The sequence below is a fragment of the Pedobacter chinensis genome, assembly GCF_003339865.1.
GTDB classification, from domain to species: Bacteria; Bacteroidota; Bacteroidia; order Sphingobacteriales; family Sphingobacteriaceae; genus Pedobacter; species Pedobacter chinensis.
Genome location: NZ_QPKV01000008.1, coordinates 1 through 13481, shown reverse-complemented (window position 1 = coordinate 13481; position 13481 = coordinate 1). Strand labels below are relative to the sequence as shown.

Genomic DNA, 13481 nt, shown 5'->3' with positions numbered 1-13481 from the left:
TAAACAATTGATCGATTAACCAATTTGACGATTAACCAATTTGACGATTAACTTCACAAACAAATAATCGATTTAAACAATTGATCGATTAACCAATTAACCAATTTGCGGATTAACCAATTTGACGATTAACTTCACAAACAAATAATCGATTTAAACAATTGATCGATTAACCAATTAACCAATTTGCGGATTAACCAATTTGACGATTAACTTTACAAACAAATAACCGATTTAAACAATTGATCGATTAACCAATTAACCAATCAAAGAATGATATCAAATACAATAGATCAGGAAATTAAAAAAGCCATGCTGGCTAAAGATAATGCACAGTTAAGGGGTTTAAGAGCTATAAAAGCGGCGCTGCTTCTGGCTAAAACAGAGAAAGGATCATCAGAAGAAATCACTGTAGAAACTGAGCTGAAAATCCTTCAGAAATTGATTAAACAACGTCGCGAATCGGCAGATATTTACAAATCCCAAAACCGCGAAGATTTGTTCCAGGTAGAAGAAGAAGAAATTGCCGTAATCAATCAATTCTTGCCAAAGCAATTGGATAGGGCAGAAGTTGCTGTAATAATAGAGCAGGTAATCAAACAATCCGGCGCTACATCGGTTAAGGATATGGGTAAGGTTATGGGCATGGCGAATAAGGAACTTGCTGGTAAAGCCGATGGCAAATTAATTGCTGAAATTGTTAAAGAAAAACTGGCTTAAAAGAAGGTAAAAGGTAGAGTGTTTTGAGGTTGAAGGCTTTTAATTGCCACACGCTAATCGCTTTCCGTTTAAGAAATGGCGTTTTTATACCGTTTTGCATTTTATTTCAGAAAAATGATATAGAAATGCGAAAAATTAATTTTACTCTACTAACTTAGTGCACAATACCATCTAAAATAATATGACATACCAGATAATAGAAGAAGACGGATTTAAATACATTGAAGCTGGAAAAGGCGAAACGCTGGTATTGCTGCATGGCCTAATGGGTGAACTGAGCAACTGGGAACTGGTTATTGAGCAGTTTAAAGATCGCTATCATATTGTAGTGCCTATTTTACCAATTTATGAACTCCCTATTTTAACATTGGGCGTGAAGGCACTTTCTAGATACGTGCATCGTTTTCTGAAATATAAAGGGCTTAATAATGTAGTACTGATTGGAAATTCATTGGGAGGGCATGTCGGTTTGGTTTTTACCGTGGCACATCAGGAATTTGTTAAAGCACTTGTACTTACCGGAAGCTCCGGCTTATATGAAAATGCTTTTGGAGGTTCTTTTCCCCGTAGAGAAAGTTATGATTACGTGAAAGAGAAAGTTGCATTTACCTTTTACGATCCGGCAGTTGCCACTAAAGAATTGGTTGATGATGTTTTTAAAACAGTTAACGATCGTTCAAGAGTGATCAGGATATTAACAATGGCAAAATCGGCAATTCGTCATAACATGGCGAAAGAATTATCGAAAATTACCATTCCCGTTTCTCTGATCTGGGGAAAAAATGACAAGGTTACTCCGCCAGAAGTGGCAGAAGAGTTCCACGAGCTTTTACCCAATTCAGAATTAAACTGGGTTGATAAATGCGGGCATGTTCCCATGATGGAACACCCGGAAATATTCAATGCTTACCTGGAGAAATTTTTAGATAGAATATTACTTAAATAATGTTTGCTCAAGAAATCATATCGAATGTTATCCCATCATTAAAAACTGATGATACGGTGCAAAAGGCTTTAGATCGTATGAACGAGTTTAAGCTAAAGCACATGCCGGTTGTTAATGATGTAACTTTTCTCGGTTTGGTTTCTGAAGATGATTTATTGAGCATTCATGATCACAACACCATTTTAACTGATTCTGCCGTAAACCTTCTTCATGTTTTTACTTTAAGCGATGCACATACTTATGATGTAATCCGTTTAATGAGTCAGCTTAAAATCACGGCAGTTCCTGTTTTAGATCAACAAAAAAACTATGCTGGTTTAATCTCCATTAATGATATTGTTGATGCTGTTGCTGAGCAATATGCCGTTAATGAACCCGGAGGCATCATTGTTTTAGAAATCAGCAACCGTGATAATTCATTGGCACATATTTCACAAATAGTAGAGGCAGATAATGCTCAGGTGCTATCGTCTTATGTGAACTCCTTTCAAAATTCTACCCGACTGGAGGTAACCATCAAGGTAAACAAAACAGAAATTACATCACTTGTTGCTTCTTTTGAAAGGTATGATTATCTGGTTAAAGAAGTTTATAACAACACTCAAATTGATGATGGTTCCCAGGAAAGATATGATTCTTTCATGAACTATTTAAATGTATAAACCTGACTATGAGGATTGCAATTTACGGAAGAGATTTTAACGATACGGTTTTGCCCTACGTGCAGGAAGTTTTTGATCATTTAGCAGCTCATCATATTCAGCCGGTTTTATATTCAAAGTTTAAAACTTCATTACACGGCAAAATTAAATTACCTGCAAATACGGTTGTTTTTCATAATCATAAAGAGTTAAAAGACCTTGCCGATGTTTTGTTGAGCTTGGGTGGTGATGGAACTTTACTGGATACACTTTCCCTGATCCGCAACTCCAATATTCCCGTAATCGGGATTAATTTTGGCCGGTTAGGTTTCCTGGCGAGCATCAATAAAAACGAAATTGAATCGGCACTTAAAGCCCTGATTAACGGAGAATATACTTTAGATGCCCGTTCTCTGTTGATTCTGGAATCTGATAATGGACTTTTTGGAGAAGAGAACTTTGCATTAAATGATATCACCATCCACAGGCGGGACAATTCTGCGATGATGATCATTCACGCTTCCATGAACAATGAGTTTATCAATTCTTATTGGGCAGACGGATTAATCATTGCCACTCCAACAGGTTCAACCGCATATTCTTTAAGCTGCGGCGGACCCATTATTTACCCCGATTCTAAAAACTTTGTAGTTACACCAATTGCACCACATAATTTAAATGTGAGGCCGGTTGTTGTTCCCGATAGCAATAAACTATCTTTCGAGGTAGAGGCCCGGGAATCTAAGTTCCTGGTATCCTGCGATAGCAGGACCGTTACAGTAGAGCGATCGGTAAAAATATCCATTAAAAAAGCCGACTTTTGTATAAATCTTATTCGTCTTAACAATGAAACTTACTTAAACACGTTAAGGAATAAATTATTATGGGGCATTGATACCCGTAACTACTAAGTATGACGCTGAATAAACTCCTTTTAATCATTCTCTTTTTTATTACCTGCGGACAAATTTCCCGTGCCCAGCAAGGTAACTGGGAACTGGGTTTAATGGCTGGAGGAGCAGGTTATATGGGTGATTTAAATCAAAATAACCCCTTGCAAATCAGTGGGTTTTCTGCTGGTGTTTATGGCAAACGAAATTTCAATCAGTATTTAGGCGTTCGCTTAAATTACCATTACGGACAAATACAGGCCAAAGATGCTGAATCAGGGAATGCGCAGTTCAGGGAAAGAAATTTAAGCTTCAAAACCTCATTAAATGAAGTAAGTGCGTTAGTTGACTTTAATTTTTTCAATTTTAATCTTGGTGGAGGAACCAGACAATTTACGCCTTATCTATTTACCGGTGCCGGATTTGTTGTTTTTAAGCCTACCATTAAATATGATGGAGAAAAATATCGTTTAGACAGAATGGCAACAGAAGGACAGGAAAACGGTTATAGTAATGTGGTTTTAACTATTCCTTATGGATTAGGTTTACGCTATAATTACAGAGATACCTGGAGTGTTTTTACAGAATTGGGCTATAGAACACCCTTAACTGACTATATTGATGATGTGAGCGGACGCTATCCTACCAATCCTGTTATAGTTGGAAACGGGCAAAATCAACTCAATTTATCTGATCCATCTCTTAACCAAACAGGTTATGCTGGCACACAAAGAGGAGATTTTCGAAAAAGGGACACTTATCTATTTGTTAGTGTTGGCATATCTTTTACCTTTGTATCCTCAAAATGCTACTCGTTTTAAGCTGATTTTGACATAATTAATGGATTTTAAAGAACAAATAGACTATAATCGCCTGCCAAAGCACATTGCCGTAATCATGGATGGGAATGGAAGATGGGCAAAGGGCCAGGGCAAAGTGAGGGTTTTTGGGCATGAACAAGGTGTACTTTCGGTAAAAGACATCGTAGAGGGTTGCGTAGAAGTTGGTATTGAATACTTAACCTTGTATGCTTTTTCTACAGAAAACTGGAACAGGCCAAAAGAAGAGGTAGATGCTTTGATGCAGATTCTCATTTCCACAATAAATAAGGAAACCGAAACCCTTAATAAAAATAATATCAGGCTGAATGCAATAGGAAATATTTCATCATTGCCACAAGAATGCATTGATGATTTAAAAGAAGCAATGGCTAAAACCGCACATAACGAAAAATGTACACTTACACTGGCATTAAGTTACAGTGCAAAATGGGAAATTGTTGAGGCCGCAAAGAAAATTGCAGAAGCAGTAAAAAATAATTCAATCTCATTAGATGATATTGATGAAAACCTCTTTTCATCAAAACTGACCACTGTAAACATCCCGGATCCTGAACTGATGATCAGAACAAGTGGTGAACACCGCATTAGTAATTATTTGCTTTGGCAAATGGCTTATACGGAGTTTTATTTTACTGATATTTTATGGCCGGATTTCAGACGTGAAGATCTCTTTGAAGCTATTGTTGACTATCAAAAACGCGAACGCCGTTTTGGTAAAATTAGTGAGCAATTGAACTAATTTTTCTTTTAACACTTTTTAACAAGCGTTTAAACTAACTTAGCACCACTTTTATACGATAAATGAAACCATAATAAGGGAAACATAGTAAACGAAAATTTTGCTAAATAAAACATTGTTACCTTCGTGGCCATTACTGAACAAATTATTTTAATGAAAAGAATATTTCAAGTTTTAATCCTACTCGTTTTAGCCGCTCCGGCCTTCGCTCAAATACGTCCACAAGGTCAGGCACCGGCAACCCCATCTTTAAAGGTTGGAGGCTTAGATCTCGATTATTTTAATCCAAAAGAATACATCATTGGTGGCACAACCGTAACAGGAACCGAATATCTGGATAAGGAAGTTTTAATTACATTATCAAAATTAACCAAGGGCGATAAAGTGGTTCTTCCGGGTGAAGCTACTTCAGATGCCATTAAAACGCTTTGGGCACAGGGTTTGTTTGATGATGTTAAAATCAATATCGAAAAATTTGTTCTGGATTCTGTTTATTTTGAAATTGAGGTCGTGGAGCGTCCTCGTTTAAGTTCAATTGATTTAAAGGGAATCAGTAAATCGCAAAGAACAGCCATTCAGGAAAAATTAAATGATAAAACAGGTAAAATCGTAAACGATAACCTATATAATACTACTTCGTCAATCATTAAGAAATATATGCTGGATAAAGGCTTTTTCTTTACCACCATCGATTATAAAACACGTAAAGACCCAAATGCCGAGAATAGTGTTGTGTTAGAGGCTTATATTGATAAAGGTAGCCGTGTTAAAGTTCAGCATATAGATTTTACAGGGAATAAAGATTTTAAGGCAAGCAGACTCAGAAAGTTTCTGAAAAATCCAAAGCAGTTTGCCTGGTGGCGTTTCTGGGGTTCCGGAAAATTCTCAAAAGAGAAATATGAAGAGAACAAAGTGAAGATGGTGGCTAAAATGCATGAAAAAGGTTACCGCGATGCAGAACTTTTAAAGGATACCATTTATCAATACAATAAGAATAGAGTCAACATCAGAATGGACATTTACGAAGGAAGAAAATATTACTTCGGAAATATTACCTGGGCCGGAAATGCGATTTATCCTGATAGTATCCTGAATAAAGTTTTAACTATTGAAAAAGGTGACATCTTCAGTGAAGAGAGATTAAACAAAAAACTGAATGGTGGTGGTGAAAATGGCGGAGATATTAACAGTATGTACACTGATAACGGATATTTAACTTTTAATATCGATCCGGTACAAACTAAAATTTATGGCGATACGGTTGATGTAGAGATGCGCATGTATGAAGGGCCGCAATACACCAATAACAGAATTACTTTAAAAGGTAATACCATTACCAATGATAAGGTTGTTTTACGTGAGATCCGTACCAAACCGGGACAAAAATTCAATAAAAGTGATTTGATCCGTACCATTCGTGAGATTGGACAATTAGGAAACTTTGATGAGTCGAAAACAGTTCCTACACCTCGTCCAAATCCGGCAGATGGAACCGTGGATATTGAATATGCAGTAGAAGAAAAACCATCAGATCAGATTGAGCTTTCAGGTGGTTTTGGTGGGGGCCGTATTATCGGTACCTTAGGTTTAACCTTTAATAACTTCTCATTACGTAATTTATTTAATTTAAAAGCTTACAAGCCCCTTCCAAAAGGAGACGGGCAGAAGTTGAGTTTACGTGGACAAACCAATGGTAAATACTATCAATCATATAGTTTCTCCTTCTCTCAACCATGGTTTGGTGGCGAGAAACCAGTAAGTTTTGGTGTGAGTGCATTTACATCACTACAATCAAATGGCTTAAGTTCTGAGAATTCACAGTTTCAGAAGATTCGTTTGAATGGGGTTACAGTGAGTTTAGGCAGAAGATTGAACTGGCCAGATAACTATTTCCAGTTGAGCCATGCGGTAAACTTACAGCAATATATTTTAAGTAATTACCCGGGTTATTTATTTACTTCAGGTACCTCATATAACTTAAACCTATCGCAAGAGATTAGCCGTGATTCTAGAGATTCGCCAATATTCCCTAAATCGGGTTCATTTATCCGTTTTACCATTCAGGCAACACCTCCATATTCACTATTTAATAAAGTGAATTACGCAACTGCGCCTGATAAAGAAAAATATCGTTTTACGGAGTATCATAAATGGAAGTTTGATTCGCAATGGTACCAACGTGTTGCAGGTAACTTTGTAATTAAGGCTCAGGCGCAATTTGGTTTCTTAGGTCAGTATAACAGTGCAGTGGGCCAATCAGCATTTGAGCGTTTTAAATTAGGTGGTGATGGTATGCAGGGATTCGATTTCTTACAAGGCTCAGAATTGATCGCGATGCGTGGTTATGCAAACAACACGGTTATTCCTGTAGGATCTAATCCAAGTATTGCACAACAATCTGGTAGCCCGATTTATACTAAATATGTATTAGAAGCCCGTTATCCGGTAATTGCCAGCCAGCAAGCCACAGCTTTCGTATTGGCCTTTGCTGAGGGCGGTAATACCTGGAACAGGTTTAGTGACTTTAATCCTTTTAATATTAGAAGATCTGTTGGTGTTGGTGCCAGAATTTTCTTACCAATATTTGGTTTGTTGGGAATTGATTATGGATATGGGTTTGACAAGATTCCTGGTTTATCAGATGCTAACAAAGGTCAGTTCCATTTTAGCATCGCACAACAATTAGGTGGATTTTAATTGATAAAGAATAAAAATTTAGCTAAATATGCAATAAAACATGATAAGTTGAGTTTAAACAAAGCTTAGGTTATAAACGAACATCATTAAACACACACAAATGAAACCATCAGGATTTTACCATCCTTACAAAACATGTATAAAAATCATGATAGCTTCATCACCTTTAAAAACAATTATTAACGGATGAAAAAGTATCTTTTTATTGCATTCTTACTTTGCACAACCATTGGTGCTTATGCCCAAAAGTTTGCATATGTAGACACAGAGTATATTTTAAGGCATATGCCTGAATATAAATCGGCATTAAGCCAATTGGAAGTTGCTTCTAAACAATGGCAGCAGCAGGTTGATCAGAATTTTTCGGAGATCGACAGGATGTACAAAGCTTATCAGGCAGATCAGGTATTATTGACTGATGATATGCGCAAGCGTCGTGAAAACGAAATTATTGAGAAGGAAAAACAGGCAAAAGAATTCCAACGCCAGAAATTTGGTCCTGACGGAGAGCTTTTTCAAAGCAGAACTAAATTAATCAAACCCATTCAGGATAAGGTTTCTGATGTGATCAAGCAAATTGCAAAAGCGAAATACCTTGATTTCATCTTTGATAAGAGTAGTGAAGCAACCATGATGATTTATGCGAGTACCAGTTACGATGTTAGTAATGATGTAATTGTGAAATTAGGTTATAAACCAGGGACAGCAAATAATTAGTATATTCGCGCCTTAGATTTTAGAAAAATAAATTAAAAAAAATAAAAAGTAAAACAGAACGATGAGAAAGTTAATTAACGTATTCTTTGTAGCAGCAGGGTTAGTGTTTACAGTGAATATGGCAAGTGCGCAACAGAAATTAGGTCACATTAATTCAGAAGATGTTTTTGCTAATCTTCCAGAGGCAAAAACAGCTCAAACAACATTAGAAAATTTGGGCAAAACAAAACAAGCTGACATTGATGCAATGATCAAAGAATATCAGACTAAACTGGCGGCTGCTCAAGCTAAAGAAAAAACTTTGAGTGAAGCTAATAAAGATCAGGTAGGTAAAGAATTGCAAGCTGCCGGCCAGGAATTACAAGACCTTGAAAAACGCATTACTGATGCCCGTACTAAAGCTTCACAAGATATTGGTACTAAACAAGGTGAATTATTTCAACCTATTCAAACTAAAGTAGCTGCTGCAATTTCATCAGTAGCTAAAGAAAAAGGATTGGCTTATGTTTTTGACATCGCAAACGGACAGGGTGGCAACAACCTGGTTTTCTGGGATGGTGGTGAAGACATTACTGCTTCAGTTAAAACTAAATTAGGTATTTCGGCAACTGCTGCAAAACCAGCTGCTCCTAAAAAATAGTCTTTTATCAGTCCATAGTCTTGAGTCATAAGTCTCAGGCCAGGAAACACGATACGGCGGAATTAAGTTTAACTTAGTTCCGTTTTTTTGTGCTAATGTTAATGTTATTACCTTAGCGCTGGCCTGTCTCGGTAATAATTGTCCTTCTGAACGCAGTGAAGATCCCTTACCTATGGGCATTGTACCTGCTGTACCGCTGAATTTTTTTTGTAAGGGAGTAGTACTTTATTAAAGTTTTGTGTTTCATCGCCTGGAGATTCTTCACTGCGTTCAGGATGACAGTGGTTAAATGGGTTTTGTCATTCTGAGTGCAACGAAGAATCTATAGCCTACAGGTGTTGCACCTGGTTTACTGCTGACCTTGTTTTTTTAAGAGATGCAGTGCTGTATCAAAGTTTGTGTTTCATCGCTTTGAGATTATTCATTAATGCTTTGAGATTATTCATTAATAACGTTGTTTTCAATTGTACTCATGCTTGCTTAGCAGGTCTTCGCGATGCTCAGAATGACAGGTATATTCGGGTTTTGTCATTCTGGGTGCAACGAAGAATCTATAGCCCAAAGGTGTTGCATCTGGTTTACTGCTGACCTTGTTTTTTTAAGGGTGTGTTGCTGTATTAAAGTTTGTGTTTCATCGCCTGGAGATTATTCATTAATGATGTTATTTTCAATTGCCCTCATGCTTGCTTCGCAGGTCTTCACTGCGTTCAGAATGACAGCGGCCATAGAAAGGTCTTCGACAATGTTGCCATCGACGTTTTTTGTAATTTATTGTTAATCGTGATTTAACTAACTAAGGTTTTTAAAGAAAGAACATCCCGCAGATTTAAGAAAATTACGCAGATTTATTTTTATCTGCGCAATCAGCGGCATCCTACGGGAAAATACCTGAAGAATCTCAACGTCATTTATATTGATTTTTATGAGATGAATTATGCCTCAAACTGACAACAATTGCGCTTAACTTAATGTGAGTTTGGCCTAAGAGATAATGACACCTCTTCGAGGTTAAGATTGTTAAATTCATCAATTTTATTATCGTATCAGTCCTTCGGACTTAAACAACCAGAAAGTAGTGGAATTATGAATTATGCTAGGCGATTGATTAATAAATAGTTACAAATCCTGAAAGGACGACATTATCCTGATGTTTACGTATCCCGAACTCACGTTAAATAATGACATTGGGTGGGAACCATCAAATGTTCAGCGAAGATAATCTTAAAAGCTTTCGCTATTGAAAAATGCATTAGGCTACCAGTGAAATTAGGTATGATGATATAGGAAAGATGTACTCAATGTGAGAACCCTAATACAAGAAATTAAATGCATTGACAGTACATCAGGTTAGAACTTTTTAACATTCCAACAAATTTAACCTTTCAACATTTATCAAAGAAAATAATATCTTTACTGCAATGCAAAATTCATCACCAATAGGTATTTTCGATTCAGGTTATGGCGGTTTAACGGTTTTCCGTTCCATTGCAGATCGCTTACCACAGTATAATTATATCTATCTCGGTGATAATGCCCGTTCTCCTTACGGTGATCATGCTTTCGATATCATTTATAAGTACACTTTAGAATGTGTGGAATGGCTTTTTGATAAAGGTTGTCAGTTGGTTATTCTGGCTTGTAACACGGCTTCGGCGAAGGCATTAAGAACTATTCAGCAAAGGGATTTACCCGCCAAATATCCCGAAAGAAGGGTTTTAGGTGTAATCAGGCCTACCGCAGAGGTAATTGATTCTTATACCCTAACCAAGCAAATAGGCATTATGGGAACCCGCGGAACCGTAAATTCTCAATCTTATCTGTTGGAAATCAATAAATTTTTCCCTGATATAACGGTGTATCAGCAAAGCTGCCCGATGTGGGTTCCGTTAATTGAAAATAATGAACACCTACAAACAGGTGCCGATTTTTTTATCAATGAATACTGTAATCGTTTAATGGAACAATCTGATGATATTGATTGTGTTTTATTGGCTTGCACACATTATCCGTTATTACTGTCAAAACTTAAAAAGGTGTTTCCAGATTATATCAATATTTTAACACAAGGAGAAATTGTTGCAAGTAGTTTAGCTGGTTATTTGGAAAGGCATCCGGAAATTGAACAAAAACTGGGTAAAAACGGTCATAAATCTTTTTATACCAGCGGCGATCCATTAACTTTTGATGAGCATGCTTCTATTTTCTTTGGCGAGGCCTTGCGATCTGAACAGATGTAAAACTTATGCATGCATAACATATGCGATTAAATGCAATTATCATGCAATAGACTACGGCTTATCTAAGGATGGGAATGCGATGATCTTGGGCTTAACATTAGGTAGAAATTCTTCATTGCGAACTGAAGCAGGGGTTTGTGAGGTGGGGTGGGGCGATCTTTCCAAATTGATGATAGCGAAAGAGATTGCTTCGTCGTTCCTCCTCGCAATGACGGAATCATGCTCAGACTGACGAAGTTTCCCCAGACCGCGACCCAACAAAACTTCGTAAGTCGGTCAGGGCGATAGTTTTGAAACTCTCATCATTGCGAACTGAAGCAGGGGTTTGTGAGGTGGGGTGGGGCGATCTTTCCAAATTGGCGATAGCGAAAGAGATTGCTTCGTCGTTCCTCCTCGCAATGACGGAATCATACAGACTGACGAAGTTTCCCCAGGCCGCGACCCAACAAAACTTCGTAAGTCGGTCAGGACGGGAGTTTTGAAACCCTCGTCATTGCGAACTGAAGCAGGGGTTTGTGAGGTGGGGTGGGGCGATCTTTCCAAATTGGCGATAGCGAAACAGATTGCTTCGTCGTTCCTCCTCGCAATGACGGAATCATACAGACTGACGAAGTTTCCCCAGGCCGCGACCCAACAAAACTTCGTAAGTCGGTCAGGGCGATAGTTTTGAAACCCTCGTCATTGCGAACTGAAGCAGGGGTTTGTGAGGTGGGGCGATCTTTCCAAATTGATGATAGCGAAACAGATTGCTTCGTCGTTCCTCCTCGCAATGACGGAATCATGCTCAGACTGACGAAGTTTTCTAAGCCAGACCCAACAAAACTTCGTAAGTCGGTCAGGGCGATAGTTTTGAAACTCTCATCATTGCGAACTGAAGCAGGGGCTTGTAAGGTGGGACGATCTTTCCAAATTGATGATAGCGAAAGAGATTGCTTCGTCGTTCCTCCTCGCAATGACGGAATCATGTTATGTTTTGGATTAGGACGGTCTTACTGAGGCAACTTTTCTACCCTCACTAAAAAAGTAGGAGAAGATAGTGCATCCAGAAAAGAAATGACAGCATCCTTTTCAGCCTTGCTTAACATTAAACCTTTCAACAACTTATCGTTTTTAGGCAATAGCGGATCGTTCACCTGCTCCGGCCTAACGCGCTGGTTGGGCATCCCCACATTATACATGTTCATCACGCCATCCATATCCGGAAATAATCCATTGTGAAACCATGGAGCTGTTTTCATCACATTCCTTAAACCTGGCGTTTTAAATTTACCCACATCTTCTGGTTTCTTGGTAACATTATATAAGCCTAAATCTTCGTATTTACGGCCATAATAAGTTAATCCGTCGTTATGAAATTCATTGTCGGTAAAGAGTGGTCCGTTATGGCAATTGATACAGCGTGCTTTGGTGCGGAATAAATGTAAACCCACCAGTTGCTGATCGGATAAGGCTTTTTTATCATTTGCCAGGAAACGATCAAAAGGTGTTCGTCTGCTTACAATGCTCCGTTGAAAGGTAGCGAGACTTTCGAAAATCCTTTTATTTGTAATTTCTTTTGACCCAAAAGCGGCTGCAAAATAAGGTTGATATCCTTTTATTTTATTCAGTTTTTTAGGCAAGGCCTTCATATCCTGATGCATTTCATTATGTGCTGCAACCGGGCTTTCTGCCTGCTCTTCCAAGCTCGCTGCTCTTCCATCCCAAAACAATCGCTTGTAAAACCAAACGTTCTCTAAAGATGGCGCATTACGGATATTGGTTAAGTGATCGTGCCCAACAGAAACCTGACGGCCATCTGTCCAATGTAAATCCGGTGCATGGCAACTGGAACAGGATATCTGGTTTGATCCGGAAAGGCGGGGATCAAAGAATAAGATTTTACCCAACTCTACCACATTTTTTACGGAATCATTCTTCAAATCTACAGGAGAGGGGGGAAGCTCTCCGAGCTCTTGAAAAACCGCATCTTTATCAACCGTGGGCTTAGGCCATTGATCTGTAGGTTTTGAATAAACTTTACGCAAGCTGTCTACACTCAATTCATCATCATTGAAATCTGCTGATTGAAAAGAAAATAAAATTAATCCAATAAGGATTAAAGCAAGCGTGGCAAAAACTTTATTCATAGGTTAAAAATATAGATTTAAAGCAATATTAAGATCAAGGTAATTTTTACCAGGAATAGAAATTGCATCTAAACTGGATAATGGAGTATCTAAATTTCTTAGATACGTTGATTGTAAGGAGATTCCTGTGTGGAATTTCTTAATTATTTTTTCTGTGGTAGAGATTGTAAAATAAACTGTGTCAAAAGTCAAAATCACTAACTTTAGATACAGTTTATTATGATGAGAGAAGAACAGCTCGATTATGAGCTAATGAAACAAAAGGCCCTCGAGCAATTGCGCTCAG

The 13481-nt window shown here is 37.8% G+C and carries 11 protein-coding genes; 10 read left to right on the top strand and 1 reads right to left on the bottom strand.

Annotated features, from left to right (window positions below; translation table 11 throughout):
* Window positions 1-273 precede the first annotated feature (273 nt).
* From DU508_RS17880 to murI, 10 genes are all read left to right on the top strand, one after another.
* Window positions 274-720 (top strand): GatB/YqeY domain-containing protein, encoded by a 447-nt coding sequence (locus DU508_RS17880; protein WP_115404139.1) that lies wholly within the window; start codon window positions 274-276, stop codon window positions 718-720.
* A 181-nt stretch (window positions 721-901) separates the two neighbouring features.
* Window positions 902-1666, top strand: a complete 765-nt coding sequence (locus tag DU508_RS17875; protein WP_115404138.1) for an alpha/beta fold hydrolase — start codon at window positions 902-904, stop codon at window positions 1664-1666.
* Window positions 1666-2328 (top strand): CBS domain-containing protein, encoded by a 663-nt coding sequence (locus DU508_RS17870; protein ID WP_115404137.1) that lies wholly within the window; start codon window positions 1666-1668, stop codon window positions 2326-2328. Before DU508_RS17875 ends, DU508_RS17870 begins: the two co-directional genes overlap by 1 nt.
* A gap of 8 nt (window positions 2329-2336) precedes the next feature.
* Window positions 2337-3218, top strand: coding sequence for an NAD kinase (locus tag DU508_RS17865; protein ID WP_115404136.1), 882 nt, complete (start codon window positions 2337-2339; stop codon window positions 3216-3218).
* A 2-nt stretch (window positions 3219-3220) separates the two neighbouring features.
* Entirely contained in the window at window positions 3221-4018 is a 798-nt protein-coding gene (gene porG, locus DU508_RS17860; protein WP_115404135.1) for a type IX secretion system protein PorG, read from the top strand.
* Between the two features lie 19 nt (window positions 4019-4037).
* Window positions 4038-4778 carry an isoprenyl transferase gene (locus tag DU508_RS17855; protein ID WP_115404134.1) on the top strand — a complete coding sequence of 247 codons (741 nt, stop codon included), beginning with the start codon at window positions 4038-4040 and terminating at the stop codon, window positions 4776-4778.
* 153 nt (window positions 4779-4931) lie between these two features.
* A complete protein-coding gene (bamA, locus tag DU508_RS17850; RefSeq protein WP_115404289.1) occupies window positions 4932-7475 on the top strand; it encodes an outer membrane protein assembly factor BamA in 2544 nt (847 codons plus the stop codon).
* Between the two features lie 186 nt (window positions 7476-7661).
* Complete coding sequence (locus DU508_RS17845) at window positions 7662-8192, top strand: OmpH family outer membrane protein (protein ID WP_115404133.1); 531 nt, start codon at window positions 7662-7664, stop codon at window positions 8190-8192.
* 61 nt (window positions 8193-8253) lie between these two features.
* Complete coding sequence (locus DU508_RS17840; protein WP_115404132.1) at window positions 8254-8832, top strand: OmpH family outer membrane protein; 579 nt, start codon at window positions 8254-8256, stop codon at window positions 8830-8832.
* A gap of 1418 nt (window positions 8833-10250) precedes the next feature.
* Complete coding sequence (murI, locus tag DU508_RS17835; RefSeq protein WP_115404131.1) at window positions 10251-11069, top strand: glutamate racemase; 819 nt, start codon at window positions 10251-10253, stop codon at window positions 11067-11069.
* 989 nt (window positions 11070-12058) lie between these two features.
* On the opposite strand, the gene DU508_RS17825 is transcribed toward murI, so the two are convergent.
* Window positions 12059-13195, bottom strand: a complete 1137-nt coding sequence (locus DU508_RS17825; protein WP_115404129.1) for a cytochrome-c peroxidase — start codon at window positions 13193-13195, stop codon at window positions 12059-12061.
* Between the last annotated feature and the right edge of the window lie 286 nt (window positions 13196-13481).

Coding starts and splice junctions, on each gene's coding strand:
- DU508_RS17865 (WP_115404136.1), top strand. CDS start 2,337: ATGAGGATTGCAATTTACGGAAGAGATTTTAACGATACGGTTTTGCCC.
- DU508_RS17845 (WP_115404133.1), top strand. CDS start 7,662: ATGAAAAAGTATCTTTTTATTGCATTCTTACTTTGCACAACCATTGGT.
- bamA (WP_115404289.1), top strand. CDS start 4,932: ATGAAAAGAATATTTCAAGTTTTAATCCTACTCGTTTTAGCCGCTCCG.
- porG (WP_115404135.1), top strand. CDS start 3,221: ATGACGCTGAATAAACTCCTTTTAATCATTCTCTTTTTTATTACCTGC.
- DU508_RS17825 (WP_115404129.1), bottom strand. CDS start 13,195: ATGAATAAAGTTTTTGCCACGCTTGCTTTAATCCTTATTGGATTAATT.
- DU508_RS17875 (WP_115404138.1), top strand. CDS start 902: ATGACATACCAGATAATAGAAGAAGACGGATTTAAATACATTGAAGCT.
- DU508_RS17855 (WP_115404134.1), top strand. CDS start 4,038: ATGGATTTTAAAGAACAAATAGACTATAATCGCCTGCCAAAGCACATT.
- DU508_RS17870 (WP_115404137.1), top strand. CDS start 1,666: ATGTTTGCTCAAGAAATCATATCGAATGTTATCCCATCATTAAAAACT.
- DU508_RS17840 (WP_115404132.1), top strand. CDS start 8,254: ATGAGAAAGTTAATTAACGTATTCTTTGTAGCAGCAGGGTTAGTGTTT.
- DU508_RS17880 (WP_115404139.1), top strand. CDS start 274: ATGATATCAAATACAATAGATCAGGAAATTAAAAAAGCCATGCTGGCT.
- murI (WP_115404131.1), top strand. CDS start 10,251: ATGCAAAATTCATCACCAATAGGTATTTTCGATTCAGGTTATGGCGGT.